Annotated in this window: 28 protein-coding genes and 1 tRNA gene; 18 read left to right on the plus strand and 11 right to left on the minus strand. The window is 66.2% G+C overall.

The genetic code is table 11. The features are described from left to right. Positions 1-4 precede the first annotated feature (4 nt). The 3 genes from U1769_RS15840 to nagE are packed head-to-tail and all read left to right on the plus strand — an operon-like array spanning position 5 to position 6,419. Positions 5-2,257 carry a family 20 glycosylhydrolase gene (locus U1769_RS15840; RefSeq protein WP_332717891.1) on the plus strand — a complete coding sequence of 751 codons (2,253 nt, stop codon included), beginning with the start codon at positions 5-7 and terminating at the stop codon, positions 2,255-2,257. Further along, positions 2,254-4,713 carry a phosphoenolpyruvate--protein phosphotransferase gene (gene ptsP, locus U1769_RS15845; RefSeq protein WP_332717893.1) on the plus strand — a complete coding sequence of 820 codons (2,460 nt, stop codon included), beginning with the start codon at positions 2,254-2,256 and terminating at the stop codon, positions 4,711-4,713. The genes U1769_RS15840 and ptsP overlap by 4 nt, the downstream gene beginning before the upstream one ends. Next, complete coding sequence (nagE, locus tag U1769_RS15850; protein WP_332717895.1) at positions 4,710-6,419, plus strand: N-acetylglucosamine-specific PTS transporter subunit IIBC; 1,710 nt, start codon at positions 4,710-4,712, stop codon at positions 6,417-6,419. The genes ptsP and nagE overlap by 4 nt, the downstream gene beginning before the upstream one ends. Here the strand turns inward: nagE and U1769_RS15855 are convergent. Further along, positions 6,407-8,110 (minus strand): tetratricopeptide repeat-containing sulfotransferase family protein, encoded by a 1,704-nt coding sequence (locus U1769_RS15855; protein ID WP_332717897.1) that lies wholly within the window; start codon positions 8,108-8,110, stop codon positions 6,407-6,409. The genes nagE and U1769_RS15855 overlap by 13 nt on opposite strands. Positions 8,111-8,706: 596 nt before the next feature. On the opposite strand from U1769_RS15855, the gene U1769_RS15860 reads away from it, so the two are divergent. The 3 genes from U1769_RS15860 to U1769_RS15870 are packed head-to-tail and all read left to right on the plus strand — an operon-like array spanning position 8,707 to position 10,196. Then, positions 8,707-9,222, plus strand: a complete 516-nt coding sequence (locus tag U1769_RS15860; RefSeq protein ID WP_332717899.1) for a hypothetical protein — start codon at positions 8,707-8,709, stop codon at positions 9,220-9,222. 18 nt (positions 9,223-9,240) lie between these two features. Then, on the plus strand, positions 9,241-9,489 hold the full coding sequence (locus U1769_RS15865) for a hypothetical protein (RefSeq protein ID WP_332717901.1): 249 nt from the start codon (positions 9,241-9,243) through the stop codon (positions 9,487-9,489). Next, entirely contained in the window at positions 9,453-10,196 is a 744-nt protein-coding gene (locus U1769_RS15870) for a hypothetical protein (protein WP_332717903.1), read from the plus strand. The genes U1769_RS15865 and U1769_RS15870 overlap by 37 nt, the downstream gene beginning before the upstream one ends. A gap of 259 nt (positions 10,197-10,455) precedes the next feature. On the opposite strand, the gene U1769_RS15875 is transcribed toward U1769_RS15870, so the two are convergent. The 5 genes from U1769_RS15875 to U1769_RS15895 all read right to left on the minus strand — a co-directional run bounded on the left by U1769_RS15875 (position 10,456) and on the right by U1769_RS15895 (position 13,431). Next, positions 10,456-10,531 (minus strand) — tRNA-Thr (locus U1769_RS15875). 42 nt (positions 10,532-10,573) lie between these two features. After that, a complete protein-coding gene (locus U1769_RS15880; protein ID WP_332717905.1) occupies positions 10,574-11,443 on the minus strand; it encodes a hypothetical protein in 870 nt (289 codons plus the stop codon). Further along, positions 11,424-11,774: a hypothetical protein gene (locus U1769_RS15885; RefSeq protein WP_332717907.1), complete on the minus strand. Its 351-nt coding sequence runs from the start codon at positions 11,772-11,774 to the stop codon at positions 11,424-11,426. Before U1769_RS15885 ends, U1769_RS15880 begins: the two co-directional genes overlap by 20 nt. Next, positions 11,771-12,121, minus strand: a complete 351-nt coding sequence (locus U1769_RS15890; RefSeq protein ID WP_332717909.1) for an MmcQ/YjbR family DNA-binding protein — start codon at positions 12,119-12,121, stop codon at positions 11,771-11,773. Before U1769_RS15890 ends, U1769_RS15885 begins: the two co-directional genes overlap by 4 nt. Then, complete coding sequence (locus U1769_RS15895) at positions 12,118-13,431, minus strand: replication-associated recombination protein A (RefSeq protein WP_332717911.1); 1,314 nt, start codon at positions 13,429-13,431, stop codon at positions 12,118-12,120. Before U1769_RS15895 ends, U1769_RS15890 begins: the two co-directional genes overlap by 4 nt. 180 nt (positions 13,432-13,611) lie before the next feature. Here U1769_RS15895 and U1769_RS15900 point away from each other — a divergent pair, with 180 nt between their 5' ends. Both U1769_RS15900 and U1769_RS15905 read left to right on the plus strand, forming a co-directional pair. Continuing rightward, on the plus strand, positions 13,612-14,187 hold the full coding sequence (locus U1769_RS15900) for a PadR family transcriptional regulator (protein ID WP_332717913.1): 576 nt from the start codon (positions 13,612-13,614) through the stop codon (positions 14,185-14,187). A gap of 89 nt (positions 14,188-14,276) precedes the next feature. Beyond that, on the plus strand, positions 14,277-14,588 hold the full coding sequence (locus U1769_RS15905; RefSeq protein ID WP_332717915.1) for a DUF2218 domain-containing protein: 312 nt from the start codon (positions 14,277-14,279) through the stop codon (positions 14,586-14,588). Positions 14,589-14,607: 19 nt separating this feature from the next. Here U1769_RS15905 and U1769_RS15910 read toward each other — a convergent pair whose 3' ends face one another. From U1769_RS15910 to U1769_RS15930, 5 genes are all read right to left on the minus strand, one after another. Beyond that, on the minus strand, positions 14,608-15,759 hold the full coding sequence (locus U1769_RS15910) for a glycosyltransferase family 4 protein (RefSeq protein ID WP_332717917.1): 1,152 nt from the start codon (positions 15,757-15,759) through the stop codon (positions 14,608-14,610). Between the two features lie 109 nt (positions 15,760-15,868). Beyond that, positions 15,869-16,384, minus strand: a complete 516-nt coding sequence (locus U1769_RS15915) for a nuclear transport factor 2 family protein (RefSeq protein WP_332717919.1) — start codon at positions 16,382-16,384, stop codon at positions 15,869-15,871. A gap of 100 nt (positions 16,385-16,484) precedes the next feature. Further along, on the minus strand, positions 16,485-17,297 hold the full coding sequence (locus tag U1769_RS15920; protein WP_332717921.1) for an SDR family oxidoreductase: 813 nt from the start codon (positions 17,295-17,297) through the stop codon (positions 16,485-16,487). A gap of 52 nt (positions 17,298-17,349) precedes the next feature. Next, positions 17,350-17,748: a GlcG/HbpS family heme-binding protein gene (locus U1769_RS15925; protein WP_332717923.1), complete on the minus strand. Its 399-nt coding sequence runs from the start codon at positions 17,746-17,748 to the stop codon at positions 17,350-17,352. Positions 17,749-17,904: 156 nt separating this feature from the next. Continuing rightward, the gene (locus U1769_RS15930) at positions 17,905-18,786 is read right to left on the minus strand and encodes a helix-turn-helix domain-containing protein (protein ID WP_332717925.1); all 882 of its coding nucleotides are present in this window, start codon (positions 18,784-18,786) and stop codon (positions 17,905-17,907) included. 127 nt (positions 18,787-18,913) lie between these two features. Here U1769_RS15930 and U1769_RS15935 point away from each other — a divergent pair, with 127 nt between their 5' ends. The 10 genes from U1769_RS15935 to U1769_RS15980 all read left to right on the plus strand — a co-directional run bounded on the left by U1769_RS15935 (position 18,914) and on the right by U1769_RS15980 (position 26,791). After that, entirely contained in the window at positions 18,914-19,621 is a 708-nt protein-coding gene (locus U1769_RS15935) for a glutathione S-transferase family protein (protein ID WP_332717927.1), read from the plus strand. Positions 19,622-19,795: 174 nt separating this feature from the next. After that, complete coding sequence (gene radA / locus U1769_RS15940) at positions 19,796-21,169, plus strand: DNA repair protein RadA (RefSeq protein ID WP_332717930.1); 1,374 nt, start codon at positions 19,796-19,798, stop codon at positions 21,167-21,169. Positions 21,170-21,227: 58 nt separating this feature from the next. Further along, on the plus strand, positions 21,228-21,803 hold the full coding sequence (locus tag U1769_RS15945; RefSeq protein ID WP_332717932.1) for a CvpA family protein: 576 nt from the start codon (positions 21,228-21,230) through the stop codon (positions 21,801-21,803). After that, entirely contained in the window at positions 21,800-22,234 is a 435-nt protein-coding gene (locus U1769_RS15950; RefSeq protein ID WP_332717934.1) for an iron-sulfur cluster assembly scaffold protein, read from the plus strand. The genes U1769_RS15945 and U1769_RS15950 overlap by 4 nt, the downstream gene beginning before the upstream one ends. A gap of 26 nt (positions 22,235-22,260) precedes the next feature. Continuing rightward, positions 22,261-23,985 carry a cation:proton antiporter domain-containing protein gene (locus tag U1769_RS15955; protein ID WP_443030398.1) on the plus strand — a complete coding sequence of 575 codons (1,725 nt, stop codon included), beginning with the start codon at positions 22,261-22,263 and terminating at the stop codon, positions 23,983-23,985. Continuing rightward, positions 23,982-24,359, plus strand: a complete 378-nt coding sequence (locus U1769_RS15960) for a diacylglycerol kinase (RefSeq protein ID WP_332717938.1) — start codon at positions 23,982-23,984, stop codon at positions 24,357-24,359. Before U1769_RS15955 ends, U1769_RS15960 begins: the two co-directional genes overlap by 4 nt. A 9-nt stretch (positions 24,360-24,368) precedes the next feature. Further along, the gene (locus tag U1769_RS15965) at positions 24,369-24,710 is read left to right on the plus strand and encodes a DUF423 domain-containing protein (protein ID WP_332717940.1); all 342 of its coding nucleotides are present in this window, start codon (positions 24,369-24,371) and stop codon (positions 24,708-24,710) included. Positions 24,711-24,982: 272 nt separating this feature from the next. Further along, the gene (locus U1769_RS15970) at positions 24,983-25,321 is read left to right on the plus strand and encodes a hypothetical protein (RefSeq protein WP_332717942.1); all 339 of its coding nucleotides are present in this window, start codon (positions 24,983-24,985) and stop codon (positions 25,319-25,321) included. Between the two features lie 139 nt (positions 25,322-25,460). Next, entirely contained in the window at positions 25,461-25,802 is a 342-nt protein-coding gene (locus tag U1769_RS15975; protein WP_332717944.1) for a ribonuclease E inhibitor RraB, read from the plus strand. 287 nt (positions 25,803-26,089) lie between these two features. Further along, a complete protein-coding gene (locus tag U1769_RS15980) occupies positions 26,090-26,791 on the plus strand; it encodes a DMP19 family protein (RefSeq protein WP_332717946.1) in 702 nt (233 codons plus the stop codon). The last annotated feature ends 123 nt before the right edge of the window (positions 26,792-26,914 follow it).

Below are 26,914 nucleotides of genomic sequence, written 5' to 3' on the forward strand. Positions count from 1 at the left end.
CGCCATGCGCCGCTTCCTTTCCGCCGCCGTCATGTTCCTCTGCATGCCGGCGGCGGCATGGGCCGCTCCCGACCTGCCGCTGCTGCCCTTGCCGGCTGCCGTGACATTGCAGGCCGGCAGTTTTTCCTTGTCCCGGGCAAGCATTTCCGCCGACGACCCAGGCGCCGTTGCCGCGGCGCGACGGCTGGCCGAACTGGTCGGGCGGACCGGCGGGCCCAGACTGGTTCTCGCACCGGACGGGGCGATCCGCTTTCGCCGCGATGCCGCCATCACCGGGAGTGAAGCCTATCGTCTGAGCATCGCGCCGGGCGGCGTAACGATCTCGGCCGGCAGCGATGCCGGCCTGTTCTATGGCGCGACGACCTTATGGCAGCTGATCGCCGCTTCACAGGATGGTCGCATCCCGGCGCTGGCGATCGACGATGTGCCCGCTTTTGCGTGGCGCGGCGTGATGCTGGATTCTGCGCGCCACTTCCAACCGCCGGCCTATGTGAAGCAGCTGATCGATCGCATGGCGATGGAGAAGCTCAACATCCTGCACTGGCACCTGACCGACGATCAGGCCTGGCGCGTGCAGATCGACAAATATCCGCGGCTCACCTCGGTCGGCGCGTGGCGCCGGCCGGCGGGCGCGGCGGGGTTCGATCCGAAGACGGGCAAGCCGGTGCGCTATGGCGGCTTCTATACCAAGGCGGAGATCCGCGAGATCGTTGCCTATGCTGCCGCGCGCCACATCATGATCGTGCCCGAGATCGAGATGCCCGGCCATGCCAGCGCAGCCATCGCCGCCTATCCGCGTTTCGGCGTGACCGCCACGCCGCCGGCCGCGCCGCTGTCGAGCTGGGGCGTGATGGACAATCTGTTCGGCACCGACGACGCGACCTTCGGCTTCCTGACCGATGTGCTCGACGAAGTGATCGCGCTGTTTCCGTCGCGCTACATCCATGTCGGCGGCGACGAGGCGGTAAAGGACCAGTGGAAGGCCGACCCGGCGACCCAGGCGCGGATGAAGGCGCTCGGCATCGCGGACGAAGCGCATCTCCAGGGCTGGTTCATGACGCGCATCGCCGATCACCTGAAACAGCGCGGGCGGCTGATGCTGGGCTGGGACGAGATCCTCGAAGGCAGGATGCCGCCATCGGCGACGGTGATGTCGTGGCGCGGGATCGACGGGGCGGTCGCCGCGGCGAAGCTGGGGCACGACGCGATCCTCGCGCCGTCGCCCGATTTCTATCTCGATCATTTCCAGAGCGAGGCGGCCGACGAACCGCCCGGGCGCGCCGGGGTGATGGACTGGAAGCATGTCTACAGCTTCGATACCGCACCGGCGGCGCTGGCGCCCGAGCTGCGGCGGCACCTGATCGGGGTGCAGGTCAATCTGTGGACCGAGCATATCCGCACCACCGCCTATGCCGACCGCATGTTGTGGCCGCGCGCCGCCGCGCTGGCCGAGCTTGGCTGGACGCCGGCGGCGCGGCGCGACTGGACGAGCTTCGCGGCGCGGCTGCCGTCCGAGTTCGATCGCTATCGCGCGATTGGGCTTGGCTATGACCTTACGCCGCTCGAGCCGCTGGCGCGGTTCGATGCGACGGGGGAACGGGTGAGCGTGGCGTTGCGCCAGCCGGCGGGTATCGGGACTGTGCGCTATACGATCGACGGGACAGCGCCCGTTTCGGGTTCGCCGGCCTATCGTGAAGCGCTCACGCTGGAGACCGGCACGCAGCTTCGCGCGCAGGCTTTTGCCGGCGACGTGGCGCTCGGCATCGGCCGAACATGGCGGATCGACGCCGCGCTGGCACGCACCCGCAGCACGGCGGAGCTGGAACTGTGCTCGTCCAGCGTGGCGCTGCGGCTCGAGGATGATGGCGCAACCGCGGGGACGCGTCGGGTGCTGTTCGGGGATATCATGCGGCCTTGCTGGATATGGAAGGCGGCGGCGCTCGACGGCGTGACCCGCATCTCGGCAGAGGTAGGGCAGGTGCCGTTCAACTTCTCGATCGGCGCTGATCTGGCCAAGGTCGTGTTCGACAGGCCGCGCACCCCGAAGGGCGAGCTGCTGGTGCGACGCGATTCCTGTACGGGGCCAGTCATCGGCAGCATTGCGCTGGGCATGGCGGCGGCGAACGCCGGCGTCACGCGCATAGCGGGTTCGATCGCGCCGCAGACTGGCCGACACGACCTGTGCGTCACCTTTGCCCAGGCCGGCCCCGATCCGTTGTGGATGCTCGATCGGCTGACGCTGGACGCCAGCCGTTGAGCGTTGCCATTCTCAGCCCGCTGGCCGGCTGGATCACGCCATTGGCCGAAGTTCCCGACGCCGTGTTCGCGGAAAGGATGCTGGGCGACGGTGTGGCGATTGATCCGATCGCGGGCGAACTGGTGGCGCCGGGCGACGGGGTAATCGTCTTGGTCCATCCCGCCGGCCATGCGGTGACGGTGCAGCTCGACGCCGGGCCGGTGCTGCTGCTGCATGTCGGGCTTGAGACGGTCGGGCTGGGGGGCGCGGGTTTCACGCGGCACGTCACCGATGGACAGCGGGTCGCGGCGGGGGATTTGCTGATCGGCTTCGATCTCGACCGGCTCGCGCGTACAGCAAAAAGCCTGGTCACGCCGGTGGTGGTTACCAATGGAGAGGCTTTCACGCTTCAGCCCGTGACGGCTGGCCGGGCGATTGTGGCCGGCGCGCCGTTGTTCGAGCTCGTTCCGACCGGAGTGGCGGTGGCGGTCGAGACCCGGATGGCGACCGCCTCGCGCACGCTGCGACTGCCGCTGGCGCAGGGACTTCACGCCCGGCCGGCTGCGCGCGTTGCCGCGCTGGCCGGCGGCTATGCGGGGCCGCTTGAGCTGGTCGGGCCGGACGGCCGGGTCGCATCGGCGCGCAGTGCCGTCGCGATGCTGGTACTGGCGCTGCCTTATGGTGGCCCGGTGACCGTCCGCGGCAGTGATGCTGCGGGCGTGGACGCGATCGCCGAGCTGCTGGCGAGCGGCATGGGCGAATATCGCGCAATCGTCGAAGCGCCAGCGGCAGTGACGCGGCCCGCGCCGACGTCGCTGGGGGGCGTGATCGCCGTGCCGGGTATCGCAATCGGGCCGGCCTTTCGGGTGTCGGCGGTCGAGCTGAAGATACCCGATCGAGGGGCAGCAGGTGAGGCAGAGCGCGCCGCGCTGGCCGCTGCCAGGGATCATGTTCGTGTCGGCCTGCGCGCCGAGGCGGAAGGGCACGGGCCACAGGCCGGGATCGCCGCTGCGCATCTGGCGTTCCTCGACGATCCCGAGCTCGACGCGGCCAGCATGGCGTCGATAGCTGCCGGGGCGAGCGCCGGCGCCGCGTGGCGGGGGGCGATCGGCGGCCATGCCGATGCGTTGCGCAACACCGGCGACGCGCGCTTTGCCGAGCGGGCGGACGATCTGCTCGATCTCGAGCGCAGCGTTCTGATCGCGCTGTACGGAGCGCCGGACATGCCGCGCCCGCCGGCGGGTTCGATCCTGATCGCCGAAGACCTGCTGCCGTCGCAGCTGATGGCGTTCGCCGATGCCGGCCTTGCTGGCATTGCGACGGGGAAGGGCGGGCCGACATCGCATGTCGCGATCATCGCCGCCGGGCTCGGCCTGCCGACCCTTGTGTCGCTTGGTCCCGACCTCGCCATGATCGCGGATGGCACCCAGCTGGTGATCGCCGATGGGCACCTTGCGATCGCCCCGGACGCAGCGAGTGTGGGCCTGCTTCGCGCCGCCGCCGCCGTGCGGGACGTTCGTCGCCGCGCGGCGGTGGCACGCGCGCAGGAGACGGCGGTGACCGTTGACGGCAGCCGGATCGAGGTCTTCGCCAATCTCGGCTCGGTTGCCGATGCTCGGACAGCGGTCGTGGAGGGCGCCGAGGGATGCGGGCTGTTGCGCACGGAGTTCCTGTTCCTCGACCGGGCCGCGGCGCCGGACGAGGAGGAGCAGCGCAGTGCCTATCAGGCGATCGCCGACGCGCTGGGGCCGCGTCCGATGATCGTGCGCACGCTCGATATCGGGGCCGACAAGCCGGCAAGCTATCTGCCGATGGCGGCAGAGGAGAATCCCGCGCTTGGCCTTCGCGGCATTCGGCTGCAACTGGCGGTGCCGGGCTTGCTCGATACCCAGTTGCGGGCGTTGCTCGGCGTACGGGCGCAGGCGCCGCTCCGGATCATGCTGCCGATGGTCGCCGATCGCCGCGAGCTGCTTGAGGCGAGGACCGTGCTCGATCGGCTGGCGGCAGCGATGGGCGTTGCGGCGCCCGAGCTCGGCATCATGGTCGAGACGCCGGCGGCGGCGCTCTCCGCCGCGTCGCTGGCGGCCGATGCCGCGTTTTTCTCGATCGGCAGCAACGACCTGACTCAATATACGCTCGCCCGGGATCGCACCAACGCGGCGGTCGCGGCGGGGCTGGACGGGCTTCATCCCGCGATACTGCGGCTGATCGCGGAGACGGTGCGCGGCGGCGCAGTGCATGGCCGCTGGACCGGTGTGTGCGGCGGACTTGCCGCGGAGCCGGCGGCGATCCCGTTGCTGATCGGCCTTGGCGTCACCGAATTGTCGGTGCCCGCGGCCGCAGTGGCCGAGACCAAGGCGCTGGTCCGCACGCTCGGCCTTGCGGCCTGCCGCACGCTGGCGGCGCAGGCACTCGACGCACCCAACGCCCTTGCCGTTCGGGCGCTGGTCGATCCTTTGCTGGAGCATGCCGCATGAAGCTCTCGCTGCAATGGCTCCAGCCGCTCGGACGCGCGCTGATGCTGCCGATCGCGGTCCTGCCGGTCGCGGGCCTGTTGCTGCGGCTCGGCCAGCCCGATCTGCTCGACATCCCGTTCGTCGCGGCGGCGGGCGGGGCTATCTTCGACAATCTCGGGCTGTTGTTCGCGCTCGGCATCGCCGTCGGCATTGCGAAGGACAATAATGGCGCGGCCGGGCTTGCCGGAATCGTGTGCTTCCTGGTCGCGACGCGCGGTGCGATGGCGCTGTTCGTCGTTCCGGCGGAAATCCTCGCCGGCGTACCCAAGGCGCTGGCGAGTATCGCCGAAGAAGCGTGGCGGGCAAAGGCGATCGCTCGGCTTTCGGTGCCGATCGGCATTGCCTCGGGGCTGATCGCGGGGGCGTGCTACAACCGCTACGCCAATGTGCGGCTGCCCGATTATTTAGCCTTTTTCGGTGGTCGGCGGTTCGTGCCGATCGTCTCCGGCCTGGCCGGATTGGCGCTCGCGGCCCTGGTCGGCTTCGGCTTCGCGCCCATTACTGGCGGGATGGACGCCCTGAGCAACGGCGTGGTCCATGCCGGGGTGGTCGGGCTGTTCTTCTACGGTCTGCTCAACCGGCTGCTGATCGTCACCGGGCTGCACCACATCATCAACAATGTCGCCTGGTTCATCATCGGCGATTATCACGGCGCGACCGGTGACCTGAACCGCTTCTTCGCGGGCGACCCGAGCGCGGGTGGCTTCATGACGGGGTTCTTCCCGGTGATGATGTTCGGCCTGCCGGCGGCTTGCCTCGCCATGTATCGTTCGGCGCTGCCCGAGCGGCGCAAGGCGGTGGGGGGCATGTTCCTGTCGATGGCGCTGACCGCCTTCCTCACCGGGGTGACCGAACCGATCGAGTTCACCTTCATGTTCCTAGCGCCGTTGCTCTATCTGCTCCACGCGGTGCTGACCGGGACTGCGATGGCAGTGATGGCTATGCTCGGCGTGAAGCTGGGCTTCGGCTTTTCGGCGGGGTTTCTCGATTATGTGCTTAATTTCTCGAAGTCGACGCGGCCCTGGCTTCTGATCCCGATCGGGCTCGCCTATTTCGGGATCTATTACGGCGTATTCCGCTGGGCGATCCTGCGGTTCGACCTCAAGACGCCGGGCCGGGAAGCGGAAGCCGTCGGCGAGGAGATCGGCGACGCGCCGGACGAGCGCGGCGCGGCGTTCGTCGCGGCGCTGGGCGGCGGGCCCAATCTCGTCAGTATCGATGCCTGTACGACGCGGCTGCGGCTGGTCGTCGCGGATCAGGACAAGGTCAGCGAAGCGCGGCTGAGGGCGCTCGGCGCGAGGGGCTTCATCCGGCCCTCGGCGCAGGGGCTGCAGGTCGTGCTCGGGCCGATCGCCGATGCCGTCGCGATGGAGATGCGCGCTGCGGCCGGCGCACCCGCTAGTCCCGCGCCAGCTTTGGCATCCCCAGCGGTCGCCGCCGCCGATCCGGCGCCGTGGCTCGCGGCGCTGGGCGGGCGGGCCAATGTTATAGCGGCGGGCTCTGCGTCGAGCCGGCTGTGGCTCGACCTGGAAGATCCCGAACGGGTCGACGAGGCAGGGCTGACGGCACTCGGGGTGCGGCTGATCGCGCGGCCGTCGCCGGCCACGCTTCACCTCATCATCGGTGCTGAGGCGGAAGCGATCGCCACGGGGCTTCAGGCGGCATAACCGCCGCGCGCGATCGCGTCTTCCAGCACCAGGCGTACCGGCTCGAGTTCATCCGCATAATGCCGCCAGCGACCGATCGAGCGGTCGTTGAGTGGCTCCTGCACCTGGGCATAGCTCGGCGTCGGCGCGAAACGGCGGGACTGGTGGAAGACGAGCTGTGCCGGCTCCATCGCCAGGCCGAGATGCGCCATCAGCGCGGTGGTCTCTGGCGCCTGCGCGGCGACGAGGTGTTCATAACCCAATGCATGAGACTGGAAACCGAGCGCAGCGCGCCAATGTGCCGCCAGATCCGCCATCGTCGCATAGTGGTGCGCCACATCTTCCAGTCGGTAGCCGCAGTCGAAGCCGTGCGTGAAATCATGGCTCATCGCGGACACCATCACGTCGAGCGGGTGCCGTGTCGCGCTGATCAGGGGAGAAGCGGGGAAGGCGAGGCGGAGAAGGGGCAGATACAGTTCGTTGAGCGGCATCTTGTCAGTGAAGAATGTGGCGCCGGGCGCGAGCAACCCATAGGCCCCAGCACGGGCGAGATAATGGTCGCGCAATTCGGTGGCGAGGCTCGCGCGCATTGGGGCGGCCAGCGCGTCGAAGCTGGCCGGATAGGCCCCGGCGCTGCGTTCGGCAGCGATCGCGGACAGTTCGGCGGCAAAGGGGAGTTCGCCGCCGGCGCGAATGCCCGAATGGCTGGCGAGGACCTGTTCGGTCAGGGTTGTCCCGGAGCGCGGAAAGCCGAGGATGAAGATCGGTTGGGGTATGTCCGGGCGGACGGGTGCGGGAACCAGATGCGACAGGTTGGTTGGTGCAAAAAACGCCCGCAGCTCCGCGACGAGGCGATCGATTTCGGTGCGCGGATATATTCGCCCGGAAACGCCCGCCAGGGCGGCCTTGCCGGTCGTGAAATCCCGCCACGCTTCGTCGTGGCGGCCGGCGCGATCGCGCAGCCGGCCGCGCTGTAGCAAAGCCGCACCCGACAGACTGCGCTCGCGGTCGAGCAGCGCCAGGCCGCGGCGCCAGTCGGGCGTGCGCGACAGCAAGATCGCGCGCTGCAGCGTGACGTCGCTGCCTTGCTTCAGCGCCAGAGCCTCGGCAGCATCCAGCATGGCGGACGCCTCGTCGAACCGTCGGTCCTGTTCCAGCAGCTCGGCCAGCCAGGCGATCGGCGGAAGCACGTCGGGTGCCGCCTCGATCGACTGGCGGAGCAGAGGCTCGGCTTCCTCCAGCCTGCCCTGGCAAGCGAGATTGCGGCCGAGATTGGCCTGCAACTGCGCGTGCGGCCCGGCCAGGGCGATCGCCGCGCGGAGATGCCGGGCACCGTCGACCAGTTCCTCCCGCTCCGACAGGAGATTGCCGAGCATCGCCTGCGCATTGGCATTGGCCGGATCCGCCTGAATCGCGTCGCGACACACTTGTTCCGCCAGGTTTGCCCGGCCACCGTCGAGCAGCAGCCTCGCGAGATCGTCCCGCGGCCAATGGCGCTCGGGCGCGACCGCGATCGCTGCGCGAAGCAGGCGTTCGGCCTCGGCGATATCGCCGAGCGCCTGATGGGCGAGGGCCTTTACTTCAAGCGCATCGAGTTCGGTGCGGTGGTCCGCCAGCGCCGCTCCGGCGAGCTGCGCGGCTTCGGCGTGCCGTCCTGCGCCATAGGCGGCTCGGGCCCGGGCGATCAGGGTGGAAGCGTCAATCGCTGTCATGCGTCCCCGGCTGCCGTGCCGATCAAGGGGCGCCGGATCGGTGACGCAATCTTGGCCTGAAATCTTGGCCGAACTGCCGCTCTTCTAGACAATCGCATCACACCATCGAGCATAGAGCAACGGGGACGCGGAAAGTCCATGAGGATCGACGAACCAAACTGGCGGATCTCGACGCCAGCAATCTTCGAGCAGTTCGGCGGTCGCCAGGATCTCGTGTGCGACTACGGGCGCCTGGTTCGCTGGCCCGACGGTGCACCACCGCGCCACCGCGCGCGGTTATGAAAGCGCTCGCCCATGGCCTCGGCCTGAAACACGGATCGTCGGCAACCGTTTCGTTCGCAAGTTCGTGCCCGCACGAAGACTCCCAGGCGGCCAGAGGCTGATCCAGTGCGCTCCGTGCCGGCGCCATCAAGGCTAGTTGGGTCTGCGAGCAGCCCCACCGCGATGGCCGCGGGCATGTCGTAATCGGCGGCGAGTATCAGAAGCAGGACGGCATCGGCGATTGTTCGAAGGTCCGGCTGTGGTGTGCCGAAAGTTGGGATATCTACGTCAATTCCAATGTCATTTTGCCCGGTGGCGGTGTCTCGGGTTATAATGTGAACGGATCGCCCGGAGACGCCCTGCCGAACTTCGTCGTCGGGCCGGGATCGAAGCAGGCGTTCAATGATCGGCGCGGCGTCGTACGCGATCGTGCGCCGGCGGCGCTTGCGGCGCGCAACATCCGTTTCACCGACGATGGCAAGGGCATCATCCAGTTCGATCCCGGACAGTTCGTCAGCGCGTCTCAGATCGGGCCGCGGCAGGGAGGCGATGGCGTGTCGACCTACGACGTCGCGGGCGGGTTTCGCCTGCGCGGATCACGCTCGCGTGATATCCGGGCGGCTTCGTTCCGCGAGCTGTTCCTCAAGAACGTCCCGACCGAGCCGGGATCGACTTCGGGTATCGTGGATAACCCCGCCATCCCCGGGTCGGCCGGCGGCGATGATCCGACGCCGATCCTCGGCGGTGGAAGCTTCGCGCTGACCCCAGAAAAAGCGGATACGACCACGCTCGGTGCGGTCTTCGCTCCGCGTTTCCTCCGCAATCTCAAACTCTCCGCCGACTGGTATTAGATCAAGATCACGGACGCGGTGACCTCGCTGACCGGCCAGCGCATCGTCGACTTTTGCGACCAGTTCGACCTGTTCTGCGATCGGATCACGCGTGCATCGCCACGCGACATCAGCTTCGTCGATGCCCGGCGGGTGAATCTCGGCAATCTGACGGTGCGCGGGGTTGATATCGAGGTGGATTACCGTTGCCGCTCATCGACGTGTCGAGCAGGCTCGATGGCACGCTTGGCATGCGGATTCTCGGCAACCGGCAATATGATTTCATGATCCAGCCGAACCAGACCGTACCCAGCCGCGACTATGCGGGGCAATCGGGCCCAGTGGTCGACGCCGGTGATTTCAATCCGGCGCCGCCGTGGATCTGGAATGGCTTCTTCAGCTACGACACCGGGGCCTTCAATACGACGTTCAGTGTGCGCCACCTCAGCAAGGGCATCCTCAACGTCGAGCGGACCGGGCCCGAGGAGAAGGGGTATGATCCCAACCTGCCGAACAGCATCAGCACCAACAGGGTGAACGCTGCGACCTATTTCGGGCTCGCCATGTCCTACCGGTTTGGCCAGTCCAGCGGGAAGAATTTCGAATTGTTCGGTACGATCGACAATCCGTTGGACAAGAAACCTCCGGTTGCGCCGGGCGGCGGGGGAGGCGCCGGGTCAAACTATCCGACCAATCCCGTCTATTTCGATACATTCGGAATGCGCTGGCGGGCAGGGGCTCGCGTAGCCTTCCAAGGCGGGCACGAACGTGCGGGCGGAGCATCGCGGTTCCGCCCGCTGACGCTGCCGCACTGGCGGGCTCCGGGATCCACCATCGCGCCACTTCCTTTCGTCGGACCGTGCCCGCTTTCCTTGCGCAGTCGCCCGTTCCCAATGTGTGGTTCGGCCAGCAGCAGGCGCGCATCCTCGATCATCATCTCGGCGCGTTCGGTCGCCGTCATTTCAACGGCAAGGGATCTACCGGCCTCTACCTGATCGCTCGGCCGGCAGCTCATTGACGGGCAGAAGCAATCGTGTGCGCCGGAAACGGATCAAGGGTCATCTTGATCCGTTCCCCGGTCCGCGCGATGCGACGGCGGTGTGCCAGAGTTCCTTTCGGCCTGCCCGAATCTCAAGCGAGAGGCCGGCTGTGGCCGGGTCAACGTGTTTCCCTGCCTTAAGCGATTCGATGCTGGCGGGTGTCAGTCTTTCTCTCGTTCCGTTTCCGGCTCCAGGCCAGTCCAGGACTCGTATGTGGTGCCGGTTGCAGGAATCGAACCCGCGACCTTCGGTTTACAAAACCGCTGCTCTACCAGCTGAGCTAAACCGGCGCTGGGGCGCTAACCCCGATTCATGGTGCGCGCCCCAATGCGTCAGACGACGCCGAAGGTCCAGCCCTCTCGGTGCGCAATGTCGCGAGTCAGGTCGGGCGGGTGCCATAGCTCTGCACGCCGCGCATTGGCGCGGAGCCACGCTGCGGTGAGAATCGCGTCGGTGGCGTGATCGGTATAGCGCGTGAGCGGCGCATGCGGCTTAGATCCCATCGTCGCGAGCGCCACGTCTAGCGTTGCGCCGTCGCGGAACTTGCTCAGGCCCTTGCGCTTGCCCGCGGCGCGGGCGGCGATCGAGGTGTATATCTCGACGATCATGGCGCCCTTGTCGGGCACCGGATCGAATGGCCAGACCGGAATGGCCGCGCCCAGATGGTGCAGCAGTCGCATGCCCGCGAAGCTCGCCTTCGCCACCTGGGCCGCCCCGATCGCGTCGTAGAGCGAAGAGGGTTTGTGCCCGCCGCCTGCCTTGTAGTGGATTTCGCTGCGGCGCAGGTGGATGAAGCTGGCCTTTGGCCCGTCGGCCGCCCCCAGATAGAAATGGCGCCCACGCCGGCTCTCCAGGAAGGAGGCGGCGCCCAGGTCCATGTCAGGGCTGGCTGCATCGACATAGCCCCAGAAGGCGCGTGAGGTTGCCGGCGTATCCTCGCCGGGCAGATAGGCACCGCGCTCGAGGATCGGCGGCGAGAAGCTGAAATCGAAGCCGGTCAGCAGCGGCTCATCGGCGCGGGCACGGAGCCATTCGAGAATCTCGGTGCGCGACCAGGCCTTGCCGGGCGGATCGACCAGCACCGGCGCCGCGTCGCCGGCCTCGCAGATCGCGAGCGCGATGCCGGGATGCCGGAGGCCCTTCGCGCCCGACCAGTCGATCGCGGCGAAGCGGGTGAAATGATCAGGGGCGCTCGCCACCATGCCTCGCTCGCTGCGCGCCGGAGGCGCGATCCCACCAGGCCCGCTCGATCAGCACGCGCAACCGCTCCGGATCGGCCACCGCCGATCGCACCAGAACGCAGGGCCAGCCCTCATATTGCGGCGTCTGCCAGAAACAGTCCGGGTCGGTCTCGATCAGCACGCCGATTTCTTCGCGCGTGGCGCGCAGCACGAAATCGCCCGGCGTCCGGCCTTGCGAGACGATCTGCTTTCCGCGAACTTGTGGCGAGGTCGATCCCCGCGCGCCGGCACCCATCGATACGCCCGGCAAGGTCAGGGCGAAGGCGACCGCCTCGTCCCAGCTGAAGCTCATGCCTTTGCTTTGCGCGGCTTCGGCCGGGGGCGGGCGGCGGTCCAGTCGCGGGATCGCTCGATCATGGCGTGGACTCGCTCGGGATCGGCGCTGTCGTAGCGCACCAGCAATCCCGGCCAGCCTTCGTAATGCGGCGTCTGCCAGAAGGTGTCCGGATCGGTCTCCATCAGCATCTCCTTCGTGTCGTGATCGATCGCGAGCACGAAGGAATCCGGTTCCCGGCTCGGATGGAGGAAGGCCCGGCCGTTGGAGACGATCTTGATCGCCGGCTTGCCATAGCTGGTCGACAGCTCGGTATCGGGCAAGGCTAGCGCGAAGGCGGTTATACCGTTCCAGTCGAGACTCATCCGCCGCGCTCCTTCAGCTCCTGCCAATAGGCCATGCGTTCCGCGATCCTTTTCTCCACGCCGCGATCGGTCGGGTTGTAGAAGGTCTGCGGACTCATCTCGGCCGGCCAGTAATTGGACCCGGAGAACCCCTCCGACGTGTCGTGATCATAGGCATAGCCCTTGCCGTAGCCGATATCCTTCATCAGCTTGGTCGGCGCGTTGAGGATATTCTGCGGCGGCATCAGCGAACCCGTTTCCTTGGCGCTCCGCCAGGCGGCCTTTTGCGCTGCATAAGCCGCGTTCGATTTGGGCGCGACGGCGCAATAGAGGCAGGCCTGGGCGATCGCGAGTTCGCCCTCGGGCGAACCGAGAAACTCATAGGCGTCCTTCGCGGCGAGGCACTGCACCAGCGCGTTGGGATCGGCGAGGCCTATATCCTCGCTGGCAAAGCGGGTGATGCGGCGCAGCACGTATAGCGGCTCCTCGCCCGCGGTCAGCATCCGCGCGAGATAATAGAGCGAGGCCTGGGGATCGGATCCGCGCATCGATTTGTGCAGCGCCGAGATGAGATTGTAATGCCCCTCGCGGTCCTTGTCGTAGACCGCGACGCGGCGCTGCAGGAAGGCGGACAGGCCGGCCGGATCGAGCGGCTCGGGCAGATCGACCGAGAACAAAGTCTCCGCCTGGTTGAGCAGGAAGCGGCCGTCGCCATCGGCGCTGGCGATCATCGCGTCGCGCGCCTCCGGGGTGAGGGGCAGGGGCCGTTCCTCGATCTCCTCGGCGCGGTCGAGCAGCTTTTCCAGCGCGGCCCGGTCGAGCCGCTGGAGGATCAGCACCTGCGCGCGACTGAGCAAGGCGGCATTGAGCTCGAACGATGGGTTCTCGGTCGTCGCACCGACCAGGGTGACAGTCCCGTCCTCGACATAGGGCAGGAAGCCGTCCTGCTGGGCACGGTTGAAGCGGTGGATCTCGTCCACGAACAACAAGGTGCGCTTGCCGATCTTCGCGTGCTCGCGCGCTTCGGCAAAGGCTTTCTTGAGATCGGCGACGCCGGAAAACACCGCCGAGATCGCGACGAAGCGCAGGTCGACCGCATCGGCCAGCAGCCGCGCAATGGTGGTCTTGCCGGTGCCGGGCGGTCCCCACAGGATCATCGAGGAAAGGCGCCCCGCCGCGACCATCCGGCCGATCGCGCCCTCCGGCCCGGTCAGATGCTCCTGTCCGACAACGTCCTCCAGCCGCCGAGGGCGCAGCTTGTCGGCGAGCGGCGCATTCTCGGCAAGCGCCTCGCGGGCGGGCGGATCGAACGTCGCGAAAAGGTCGGCCATCAGGGGAAGATAGGCGAGGGGGAGCGCCGTAACCACCCCAAGGCACATTCCTTTCCGGGCGGCAGCCAGGGCAGGTGAGAAGGGTGGTTTTTTGGTGGGGGACCGGGAAATTTTTCCTCTTGCAAAAATCGACTCAAGATATATCTTAGCGCTATCGTGATACAAAAAGGACGAACAAAAATGTTTCATCATATGCATGGCCGCAGTTGCGGCCCCCGGGGCGGGCGCTTTTCGCGCGGCCCCTTCTCCTTCCAGTGGGAAGTGCACGGCGAGGGCGAACGCGGCGGCCGCAGCCGGCGCATGTTCGACGGCAGCGAGCTGCGCCTCGTGCTGCTCAAGCTGATCGAGGAGCAGCCGCGCCACGGCTACGACCTGATCCGAGAGATCGAAGAGCGCACCAGCGGCGCCTATGCGCCGAGCCCCGGCGTGATCTACCCGACCCTCACCATGCTCGACGATATGGGCCTGATCGAGGAGCAGAAGTCGGAAGGCGCCAAGAAGCTCTATGCGATCACCGTCGCGGGCAAGGCACTGCTGACCGAGCGCGAGGAGGAAGTCGAGGCGCTGTTCGCACGGCTCACCGATCTCGGCTCGATGCGCGCCCGCACCAGCGGCGGGCCGATCCGCCGCGCCATGGGCAACCTCAAGGCAGTGCTGCAGCAGAAGCTCGGCGCCGGCGAGATCGACGGCGACACGCTGCATGAGGTGGCGGCGCTGATCGACGAAGCCGCGCAAAAGATCGAGCGGCTGAAGTAACGCGTGACGCGTTTGCAGCTATTGCGCCGGCGGTTGGGTATCGAACCCGCCGCCGGCCCCGAAGACCGAACACTGAAAGGACCGCGTTCATGGACAGCGCAACCGCCAGCGTGCCGACGGCAAGTGGCAGCAAATATCTCCAGCAACTCTGCAAGCACTGGCAGCACAACCTGACGGTGGAGTTCACCCCGGAGCACGGCACGATCGTCTTCCCGAAGGACGCGCGCGGCGCCGATCACCCCGGCGACGGGCTCGTCACCTTCGACGCCAGGGCCGACACGCTCGACGTCAGGATCGACGCGACCTCCGCCGCGCAGCTCGAAGGCCTGAAGGGGGCGGTCGCGCGCCATCTCGACCGTTTCGCCTTTCGCGAAGCACCGCTGGCGTTCGACTGGAAATAAGATCCCCGGCGGGAGGCGGTTATTTTTTTCGCCGCGCGAGCACAGCCAGATAGGTGTCCAGCACCGTCTGGTTGATCGTGTCCCAGCGATAGCCGGCCGCCTTGGCGTGCCCGGCCCGGCCCGCGGCGAGGCGGAAATCATCGTCCTCGCAAAAACGTTGCAAGGCGTCGGCATAGCCCTGGATGTCGGTCGGACCGACGATCAGTCCGGTGACGCCGTCATCGATCAGCCCGACCGCACCGGAGGCGTGGGCGGCGACGACCGGCACCTGTGCGGCCATCGCCTCGAGCGTGACGTTGCCGAAGGTCTCGGTCACGCTCGGGTTGAAGAACACGTCCATCGAAGCGACGGCGCGGCCGAGATCGTCGCCCGTCTGGAAGCCGGCGAACACGGCGTCCGGAATCTCCTGGGCGAACCAGTCGCGCGCCGGGCCTTCGCCCACCACAAGGGTCTTGTGCGGCACGCCGCGGGCGTCGAGCGCGTGCATCACCTCGGCGAACACGTCGAGGCCCTTTTCCTTCACCAGCCGGCCGAGGAAACCGACCGCGATCTCGTCGTCGGCGATGCCCAGGCTCCGCCGCCACGCCATATCGCGCCGGCCCGGGTTGAAGCGCTCATGGTTCACCCCGCGCGACCAGCGCGAGATATGCGCCTTCACGCCCCATTCCTCCAGGATCTCGCCCATCATCAGGCTCGGCGCCAGCACTTCGTCGACGCGCGAGTAGAATTTGCGCTGGGCGTTGATGATGATCGGCTCGAGGAAGCCGATCCCGTAATAGCGGACATAGGTCTCGAACCGCGTGTGATAGGACGCGACGGAGGCAATGTCGTTCCGTTCCGCATACCGCACCGCCGCATGCCCCAGCCAGTCGGGCGCCGAGACGTGGATCAAATTGGGGGCGAAGGCATCGAGGTCGCGGCGGACCTTGGGTGGCAGACCCAGCGCCAGCTTGTACTCGGCGCGTCCGCCCGGCAGCTTGATCGACGGCACGCGGACCAGATCGCCGGTGGGCGCAAAAGCGGGACGGCGGCTGGTCGGCGAATAGACGCGCACCGTGGCGCCCTTGCTCAGCAGATGGCCGACCAGAAGGTTGAGTGCCTGGTTCGCGCCGTCCCGGGTGTAATTGTAATTGCCGCTGAACACGGCCACGCGAAGATCGGTCGCTTGCATCTGCGGGCGCATAGACCCCCCGGACCCAAAGGCCAATCTTTGTGCGCATGGCTGATGCCTTTGGCGCGTTCATGGCGAGAGAGCTCGCACCGGAGCCCTCCCGTCCGGATCATTCCGCCGTGGCGGGCACGCGTGACCAGAGATCGTTGAATTCGATCGAATCGAAGAAGGCGGAGGCCCGGATGATCCGCCCGGCGCGCATGTCGAGGAACCAGGCATAGGTGTTGAGATAGGGCTTGCCGTCGCGCGCCGTGCCACGGGCGTCGAAGAACACGATCACCGTATCGCCATCGGCATGAAGCGACCGGATGCGCGGCTTCAGGCCCTGCTGCATCCGCGCGTTGAATGGCCGGATGACCTCGCGCAGGAAAGCCTCGCGGTTCGGATAGGTCTTCGCGGCCACCGAATTGCCCGTGATCGTCCAGCGCGCATCCTCGGCGAGCAGGTCGAACGGGCTGCCGTTGCCGGCGGCCCAGGCGTCGAATGCGCGCTGGATCGTCTCCCGGTTGCGCTCGGGCGCGGGCGGCGTTTCGGCGTTGGCGGGGGTGGCGATGCTCGCCGCCAGCATCGAGAAAATCCCCAGCAGCGGAGCGCCCAGCCAGGGTGTGATCGTCCGGATATTCATGGCTCCATCCTTTTCGGTAAAAGAGGTCCCCAGGGTCGGTGAGACCCCGGGGACGGGCCGGCGCGGCAGAAGGGGAAGTCTGCCGCGCCGCGAGGTCGGCTCAGATCCGGTTTTCCCAGGCGGCGAGCTGATGCGCTTTCAGCATGTTCTCGATCGCCTTGGGGGAGACGTTGCGGAACTTACCGGTGTCGGCGGGCACGATCTCGATCATCGCGTCGATCTGTTCCTGAGCGTCCATTTTGCCTTCGGGCGTCGCGAAGAAATCGTCGAAGCCCTTGCGCAGGTCGGCGCGCTTGGTGAAGTTCTTGCTGTCGTCGAGCCAGCGGAAGGGGTTGTCCGCCATCGTCTCGTTATAGCCGGTGAAATAGGCGCCCGGATTGATCGTCTGGACCTTGATCCCATAGCCTGCGAGCTCCTGCTGCATCGCCTCGGCCAGCGCTTCGATGGCATGCTTGGTCGAGACATAGGTGCCCCAGTTGGCCGGGGTGAACAGGCCGCCCATGGAGGAGGTGAAGACGACCTTCTTACCCTCGCTCCTGCCTTCGCGAATCCAGCGCTGGACGACCGCCTGGGTCAGCTCAAGCGGCAGGAACACGTTGTTTTCGTAATTGCGGCGGACGATATCGACCGGGATTTCCCAGACCGGACCGGGCTCGCCGCGGCCGGCATTGTTCCACAGGATGTCGAAATCCCAGCGCTGCGCCTGTTTGATGTCATAAGGGTCATAGAGGTCGAGGCGCTCGACGCGGATCTTGTCGCTCAGGCCGAGTGCTTCGACTTCGGCGCGCAACGCACTCACCATCGGCGAGACCTCGCAGGTGGCGATGATGTCGTGGCCGTTCCGGGCCATGCCGATGGCTGCGCCCTTGCCGAAGCCCGAGCCGGCGCCAGTGATGAGGATGGTCTTGGTCATGATGAAGTCCTTTCGAATTTGGGTTGGTTGAAATCGGGTTAGACGTGGTTGGTCAGTTGCCGATTGCCGCGGCGGCGGCTTCGGCGATCTCCCGGTCCTGGGAGACGGCACCGCCGGACACGCCGACTGCGCCGATCATCGTGCCGTCGGCGCCCGTCAGGGGGATGCCGCCGGCAAAGGTCATGAGGCCGCCATTGCTGAGCTGGAGACTGGGCGCGGGTGCGCCCGGCTTGCAGTAATCCCAGACGGCTTCGCTGGTGGTCTGGAAGAGCGCGGCGGTCCGCGCCTTGCCCATCGCTACGTCGATCGATCCCAGCACCGCGCCGTCCATCCGGACGAACGCCTTCAGGTGTGTGCCCGCATCCAGCACCGCGATGTTGACCGGAACACCGATCTCCGCGGCCCGTGCCTCGCCGGCGGCGATGATCTTGCGGGCCTGGTCACTGGTCATCATCCCATGTCTCCTGCCTTTGAGGGGTCGGCCTGGGATCAGCGATCCCGTTCCGATGACACAGGTCTAGGCGGCCGCCCGGCGGCGGTATTTTCACATCTTGCGGAGCGATGTGCAGATCTTGCTGTGTGCGATCCCGCGCAGGCGGGATCTGCGCTAGCGGGGCTCGCTGCCCCGGAACTGGCCGGGCGTCAGGCCGGTGACCTTGCCGAACACGCGGGTGAAATTGGCCTGTGACCCGAAACCGGTATCGAGCGCGATCTCGACCAGCAAAGAATGGTTGAGCGCCAGCTTCGCCTTGGCCGCCTCGACCCGGCGGCTCGTGACATAACGGTGGGGCGTCTGCCCGATCGTGTCGCGGAACTGCCGGGCGAAATGGAAGGGGCTGAGACAGGCAACCGCGGCGAGGTCTTCGAGCGAAATCTCTTCCGCCAGCCGCGCCTCGATATAATCCAGCACGCGCTTCAGCCGCCTCGCGTCAATCGAGGGCGCACGCGCCGGCGCCTTCCAGCGATCGGCCGAATAGCTGCCCAGCAGATGCGCGGCGAGCGCTGCCTGCATGCCATCGACGAACAGCCGGTCGGTCGGTTGCGCCCCGCGATCGAGCAGCCCGCGAAAGGCCGAACTGATCTGCGCGATCATCGGATCGGAGAAACCGCCGGCATAGGCGAGCTGAGTTTTGGCCGGATCAAGATCGTAATCCGCCAGCGCACTCTGCTCGATCAGGGTTGGGGGCAGGAACAGGTGCACGCACTCGATCGACGCCGTCATCTCGACATCGCGTTCATGCACCCCTGCAGGGCAGATCCAGATCATGCCGGGCCGCGAGACCGTTTCCTGCCGTTCGCCGTCGCCGGTGCGGCGGATACCGGACCGACCGTCCAGGAGCAGCACGACCTCGGTGCTGTCGAGGATCAGGTCGGACTGGACACCGGGGCTGTGCCGCCAGAGCTCGACGCGCAGCGACGACCATTCGGCTGGATCCTTCAGCCGCTCCCCCGTGCGATATTTCCTGTCGCCATGGGCTATCACCGTCATGCCGCACTCCGGTCACGGTCCGCCGTCTCGCTACGCCATACCCATAACCGTCCATTCTGGCTATATCGCGCCGGCATGGATGCAAGCGCGCAACCGCGCTCCTATCTTGCGCGCGAAGGAGACCTCCATGACCGATCTGTCCGATTTCCCGATCACGCAGCGCTGGCCGGCCGCGCATCCCGACCGCATCCAGCTCTATTCGCTGCCGACGCCCAACGGTGTGAAGGTGTCGATCATGCTCGAGGAAACCGGGCTGCCCTATGAGCCGCATCTCGTCGATTTCGCCGCCAACGACCAGAAGTCCCCCGAATTCTTATCCCTCAACCCAAACGGCAAGATCCCCGCGATGATCGATCCAGCCGGGCCCGGCGGAAAGCCGATCGGTCTGTTCGAGAGCGGCGCGATCCTGCTCTATCTGGCCGGCAAGACGGGCAAGTTCATCCCCGCCAACCCAAATGGGCGCTGGGAGGCGACTCAATGGGTGATGTTCCAGATGGGCGGCGTCGGGCCGATGTTCGGCCAGCTTGGCTTCTTCAACAAATTCGCCGGCAAGGACTGGGAGGACAAGCGCCCGCTTGGCCGGTACGTCGACGAATCGAAGCGCCTGCTCGGCGTCATGGATGCCGCGCTGGCAGGCCGGACCTGGTTCCTCGGTGACGACTATACCATTGCCGACATCTCGATGCTCGGCTGGGTGCGCAACCTGATCGGCTTTTACGAGGCGCGCGAGATCGTCGGGTTCGACGATTTCAAGAATGTCGCCGCCTGGCTGGAACGCGGTCTGGCGCGGCCGGCTGTGCAGCGCGGCCTGACCATCCCCGCAAAGCCGGTGTAACTTTTCGCGTCGGAGCCTAATTGTGCTCCCGCGAAGGCGGGAGCACAGACTGGGTCCCCGCCTTCGCGGGGACACGAGGGTTCCTGGTCGAATGGGACAAGCGCCAACAAGTCCGGCATGATGTGCTGATGAAAGTTTGTTCCCCTCCCGTTCTTTTCTCGCTAAGGCTTCGGCATGGCAAAACCCCAGAAGCGCTATGTCTGCCAGGCCTGCGGATCGGTCGCGAACCGCTGGGCGGGGCAGTGCGCCGATTGCGCCGAGTGGAACACGCTGGTCGAGGAAGTCGGCGGCACGGTGACGCCCTTCCAGGCCAAGCATAACCTGCAATCCGGCGGCCGGGCGATGACGATGGTCGGGCTCGATGCCGAAATCGCGCTGCCCGAACGCATGCAGAGCGGCATTGCCGAGCTCGATCGCGCTCTGGGCGGCGGTTTCGTCGAGGGGTCGGCGACCCTGATCGGCGGCGATCCCGGCATCGGCAAATCGACTCTGCTGCTCCAGGCAGCGGCGAAGATGGCGCTGGCTGGCCTCTCGGTCGCCTATGTCTCCGGCGAGGAGGCCGCCGATCAGGTCCGCCTGCGCGCGCGGCGGCTTGGCCTCGGCCATGCGCCGGTGCAGCTTGCCGCCGCCACCTCCACGCGCGATATCCTGACGACGATGCGCCAGGGTCCGGCCCCGGCGCTGCTTGTGATCGATTCGATCCAGACCATGCATTCGGACCTGATCGAAGGCGCGCCCGGCACGGTCAGCCAGGTGCGCGCCTCCGCGCAGGAACTGATCCGTTTCGCCAAGGAACGCGGCACCGCGGTGGTGCTGGTCGGCCATGTCACCAAGGACGGCAGCATCGCCGGCCCGCGCGTGCTCGAACATATGGTCGATACCGTGCTGAGCTTCGAGGGCGAGCGCAGCCACCAATATCGCATCCTCCGCGCGATCAAGAACCGCTTCGGCGGCACGGACGAGATCGGCGTGTTCGCGATGGTCGCCGAAGGCCTTGCGGAAATCGCCAACCCGAGCGCGCTGTTCCTCACCCAGCGCGACGAGGGCGTGACCGGCACGACCGTCTTCCCCGCGCTGGAGGGCACCCGGCCGGTATTGGTCGAGATCCAGGCGCTGGTCGTGCGGCTGGCCAGCGGCGCGACGCCGCGGCGCGCGGTGGTCGGCTGGGATTCCGGCCGGCTGGCGATGGTGCTGGCCGTGCTCGAGGCGCGCTGCGGGCTCAGCTTCTCGTCCTCCGAGGTGTATCTCAACATCGCCGGCGGCTACCGCGTGCAGGATCCGGCGGCGGACCTCGCGGTCGCCGCGGCGCTCGTCTCGGCGCTCAGCGAGCGGCCGGTGCCGTCGGACGCGGTCGCGTTCGGCGAGATCGCGCTGTCGGGCGAGATTCGTCCGGTCGCGCACGGCGCGCTGAGGCTCAAGGAATCGGGCAAGCTCGGCTTCGAACGTGCGCTGGTGCCCGCCGCGGTAACCAGCGAGAAGACCGCCTTGAAGCTCTCCGGTTTCCGCACGCTCGGCCAGTTCGTTGACCATATGCTCGGGCGGGGATAGCGACGGCGCTGGCCACTCCCCATCTCGGGACGGACACGGGGGATCAGGACGTACCGCGATGGGATTAACCACACTCGATATTCTCGTCCTGATCGCGGTCGGCGGCGCGGCGATCCTCGGGCTGATGCGCGGCTTCGTGACCGAGATATTGTCGCTGTTCGCCTGGGTCGCGATCGTGTTCGCGCTCAAGCTGTTCCACATGCCGCTGGCGAAATTGCTGGCGGGCTCGGTCGGCACCGTCACCGGTGCGGCCGTGCTGGCCTTTGCGATCATCGCCGGCGTCACCTATTTCGCCGGGCGCGCGGTGGCCAAGGCGCTCGGGTCGCGCACCCGCGATTCGATCGTCGGGCCGGTCGATCGCGCGCTTGGCTTCGGGTTCGGGGCGCTGAAGGGCCTGATCCTCGCCAGCCTCGGCTTTCTTCTCGTCGCCTTGATGACGGATACAGTGAGCGGCGGCCCGGCGCATCGGCCGCTCTGGCTCACCTCGGCGCGGACATACCCCCTGCTCAACACCACCAGCGCCAGCATCGCCGATTTCGTCGATCGCCGGCGCAAGGGGCAGCCGGTCTTCGGCAACGCATCCATCGTCGCCACCGCGCCCGCGACCACCAATTCCAGCGGGGAAAGCAAGTGAACGTGCCGCTCTACAATACCGAGATATTGCGCCTCGCCGCGACCATCCCGCATCACGATCGCCTGCCCGATCCGATGGGCAGCGCGGAGAAGCGCTCGCCCGTATGCGGCAGCCGCGTGACGGTCGACGTGAATGTCGATGCGGCCGGGCGGGTGAGCGAGGTGGGCCTGCTGGTGCGGGCCTGTGCGCTCGGCCAGGCATCCTCGTCGCTGCTCGGCGCCAGCGTGATCGGCAAATCCCCCGAGGAGCTCGCCGCCGCGCGGGACGCGCTGACCGCGTGGCTGGCGGGGGAGGGGCCGTTGCCCGACTGGCCGGGCTTCGCGCTGTTCGCCCCGGCGCTGCCGCACAGCGCGCGCCATGCGTCGATCCGTCTTGCCTTCGAGGCCGCGGCCGAAGCGGCCGAAACCGCCCGTGCGAGGCAGGTCGCGTGAGCGAGTCGGTGCTCACCGATGCGGTGATGCTGCTCGGCTTCGGGCTCGTCTTCGTCCTGATCTTCCGCCGCTTCGGGCTCGGTGCGACGCTGGGCTATCTGGTTGCGGGCGCGCTCGTCGGGCCTCAGGCGCTCGGGCTGGTCGGCGGGGCCGAGGCCATGATCACCGTGGCCGAGCTCGGCATCACCCTGCTGCTGTTCATCGTCGGGCTCGAGCTCAACCCCGCGCGCCTGTGGCGCCTGAAGAACGAGATTTTCGCGCTCGGCCTGATGCAGGTCGTGCTGTGCGGCATCGCGGTTTCGATGGTGGTCTGGCTCGTCACGCAATCCTCGCTCGCTGCCGCGCTTGCCCTCGGCCTGCCGCTCGCGCTTTCCTCGACCGCGCAGGTGCTGCCGATGCTGCAATCGGCCGGCCGCATGCGGACCCCGTTCGGAGAGCGCGCCTTTTCGATCCTGCTGTTCCAGGATCTGTCGATCGTCCCGCTGATCACGATCATCGCGGTGATGTCCCGCAACCCGGCCGATGCCGCTGGCCCGCCCGGCTGGCAGCTGTTCCTTTATACCGTGCTGGCGGTCGCCGGGCTGATCCTGGCCGGGCGCTACGGGTTGCGGCCGCTGTTCCGCATCATCGGCAATATGGGCGAGCGCGAGATGTTCGTGTTCGCGGGGCTGTTCACGGTGATCGCCGCGGCGGCGCTGATGGAGGCACTGCATCTGTCGACCGCGCTCGGTGCCTTCGTCGCCGGCGTGATGCTGGCGGACAGCCCCTATCGGCACGAGCTGGAGGCCGATGTCGAGCCGTTCCGCTCGATTCTGCTCGGGCTGTTCTTCCTCGCGGTGGGCATGATGCTCGATCTCCATGCGATCGCGGATCGGCCCTTCTTCGTCGTCGGCATGGCGCTGGCGCTGATCGCGACAAAGCTGGTGATCATCATGGGCCTCGGCTTGCTGTTCAAGATGACCTGGCGCGGCGCGCTGGCGCTTGGCCTGTTGCTCAGCCAGGGCGGCGAATTCGGCTTCGTGCTGTTCGCCCAGGCGCAGAATGCGATGCTGATCCAGCCCGAGGCGGCGAGCCTGTTCGGGGCGATCGTGACTCTCTCCATGGCCACCACCCCGTTCCTGATGAAGGTGACGGAGCGTATCCGCACCGAGCCCGAAACCGATGGCGGCACGCGCGAAGGCCCGATGTCGGACGGCGCCAATGCCCTGATCGTCGGCTATGGCCGGTTTGGCCAGACGGTCGGCCAGATGCTGATCGCGCAGGGCGTGCCGGTCACCCTGATCGATACCGATATCGAGATGATCGACGTCGCCGCCAATTTCGGCGCGAAAGTCTATTATGGCGACGGCACCCGGCTCGATCTGCTGCGCCAGGCCGGCGCAGGCGAGGCGGAGCTGATCCTGTTCTGCACGGACGGCGATCAGATCACGCCGGAAATGATCGAGGCAGTGCACGAAGCCTTCCCCAGGGCCGGTATCTTCGTGCGCGCCTATGACCGGCGCTCGCTGATCAAGCTGAAGGGCGCGCCGGTCCGCGGCGTCGTCCGCGAAGTGCTCGAATCTGCGATCAAGATGGCGCGCATGGCGCTCTCCAGCCTGGACATCGAGGACGATGAGATCAACCGGACCGAGGATATGTACCGGGCGCGCGACAAGGAACGGCTCAAGGCTCAGGTCGAGGCCGGCGATATTCGCGCGGCCGGCGACCGGATGATCGTCCAGCCGGTCCGCGGCGAAAGCGAAACGCAGTGAAGAACCGCTCGATCGGCGCGCGGATCGGTTTCGCGCTGTCGGGCTGGAAGGTCGCGTGGCGCCGCGAGCGCAGCTTCCGCACGCAGGCCTGGTGTGCGCTCGTCGCCTTTGCCGCCCTGATCGTGCTCCGCCCGCCACCGATCTGGTGGGCGCTGATCGGGGTCGTCTGCGCGCTGGTGCTCGCGCTGGAACTGATCAATTCCGCGCTCGAAGCGGTCATCGATCTGCTCCATCCCGGCATTCACCCTGAAATCAAGGCGATCAAGGATATGCTCGCCGGGGCCGTGCTGGCGATCAGCTGCGCGGCCCTGTTCGTCGCGGTCGTGCTGGCGCTGGCCTATGGCTGGGCGCAGCTGGCGGCCCTGCAAAGCTGAAGGAATGCCATGAACCCGATCGTGATCGCCGCTGCCCTGTCGGGCGCGCTTGCCGTGGCCGCCGGCGCCTTTGGCGCGCATGGCGCGAGCGGTGTCGCTGCCGACTGGCTCAGGACCGGCGCGCAATATCAGATGATCCACGCCGTCGCCGCGCTGGCGGTGCTGCGGCTGGAGGCGAAGGGACCCGCCTGGTTGTTCCTCGCGGGCGGCGCGATTTTTGCCATTTCGCTGTATCTGATGGCGCTCGGGGCGCCGCGCATCCTTGGAGCGGTCACGCCGATCGGCGGGGTGCTGCTGATCGCGGGCTGGCTGTGGCTGGCGTGGAGCGCGCGCCACCGCATTTCGGGGTGAGCTGACCAATCCCGTTTGGGGCCCTGGACATGATGGGGGTGTCGAAGGCCTGCTTTTATCCTCCGCGGAAGAGGATAACCCTTCGAAGATTTGGCGCGGGGCAGGCGATCGCATCCGACCGGCGCGGCGCGCGTTGAAGCCGACCGCTATCCGTTCAGAGGTAAGCGTCCGGCAGGAGGAAAGAGCCGCCGGTCTTGAAGCGCCCAATTGCGGACGCTTGCCGCCACAGCTACCAAGGGCTCGTCGGGGCAGTAGGGAACGAGTGGCGGACGATGAACCTCTTTGCCTCCGTGACCGTCATCGCCCCGACAATGGTGGTGGTGCTCATCGCCGAAAGCTATCTCAGAACAATGCCCCAGAGCAGGCAGCTGAAGTTGGGCGGTTTCCTTCTTTGCTTGGCGCTGCTTCCGATCGCGGGATCATTTGCTGTTATCCCTGGAGGCACCTTTTCCGATGCCCCACCATCGTTGTCGCAGTCACTTGATTACGTCCTATATCTCGCGCTGTGCCCGATGGCCGGCCTCCTAATTCTTTCGGTGACGACAATCACAAGAGGCCTTTGGAAGTTCACTGCGCGGCCGCTCCATGATCGTCCGGGCAATGACAGCTAACCACCAAATTTTTCCCCGTTCCCGTCCCATCGATCGACGCGAGCCGCCTGAAAGCCGACGGGCATGTTTCGGGATGGAAAGCGGCTGGGCGGCAAGTGCCACGGTAGCGGACCCACGCAACATATCGTATGCGCGAACCATGCTCGATCCTCGAACATGGACTCTGCTCGAAGCCGACGCGCTCGCCGTTCGCGCCTTGCGCGAATCTGACGACGATTCCACCGCCACCCGCCCGATCACTGTTCGGTTCAGCGGGTCGAAGGTGTCACTAGAGTATTTTCAGCGCGATATGGCCATGACCGGATGGGAGATCACTCGACTCCCGCCCGTTTACGACGAGACTACGATCGAAATGCAGTGGGACGGAACGTCCGATGACGAGGCGCTGCGTGAGTTGAGTGCGAGGCTTCGAGACATCGCAAGTAGCTATGGAATCGTCTACGAAGGTTGGTCGCTGCCCCCAATCTTCGGAGGGCGATGAACTTACGCTGGCCACCAGAAGGCTTGGCGACGCTATATTTAACTGTCATTTGTCTTTGATAGTTGATTTCGCCTAGAGCGCTGAAGATAGTAAGTATAGTTCCCCTGAAATTTAAAATTTCTGAATCCGGTATTGTCCCCCAATCGCTTTATAACGCGGCCTTCTGAGGATGCTGCCTATCACACGTTTGTCGCTTGATATTTGTAGTTTCAAGGCAACCAACAGGTGTACGAAGTGATGGCAAGACCGCCGACACTGGAGCGCCCGTGATTGATACCCGCCCCGTCATGACTGATGACGAATTTGCCGAAGCTGCCAGCGACACTTATCCGAATTGGTGGATGACCGGCGAACGCTTGATCCACGTATCGTCCGTGATGAATGTCGAGGGCTGGAATTCATACGGCCACCCCGGCCATCTCGCTCTGGCACCAGCGCAGCGAACGCTGATGATGTGGTCCGACATCGTGGGCCAAGTCAGCAACGGGGGGTTCATTCAATTCTGCGATAACTACGCGAATGCGCTACCTTTGGCGGTTGGAGCGGTAGGCTCGCTGGAATGGCCGGATCTCAATGAGCGGTTTTGCCGCGCCATGACCGAACAGGCATCCGATGCTTCGGCTCCCGTTAGACGACAGCCAGTTCCATTGAAGGATGATCCCATAAAGTGGGCGGCGAGCCGAATGCGAGTGGTTGGTCATCTTGCGCGTCGTAAGAAGCGTTGGTGGCAGCCGACGACGGCTGGTAGCATTGCGACCGTTCACCTCCTGAATGATGAAGCGCAATTGCAACTTAAGTACCAATTGGCGGTTCTCAGCGGTGAAATGGCATCCGGCGGAGAGCGCTTTTTCGACTTTGACCCGCCACCAGGCGACGAGGCAGAAGCTTTCGACGACTGGTTCTATAGCACCGAGGCAAAGGAAGCATCAGCGCACTATGTTCATCGCTATATTATGCACCATCGCGACCAGCTTTATCGAACGGACTAACAAAATCGTGCTTGCTGATTCGGCAATCTCATTCTCGATCCCTTTCGGAGTAGCGGGGTCGAGTGACCGGCAAACAGGTGTTTTTCGCCATCGGAAGATTCGGGGAAACTATACTTAACTGGC

The sequence above is a fragment of the Parasphingomonas zepuensis genome (genome assembly GCF_036663735.1).
GTDB lineage: Bacteria > Pseudomonadota > Alphaproteobacteria > Sphingomonadales > Sphingomonadaceae > Sphingomonas.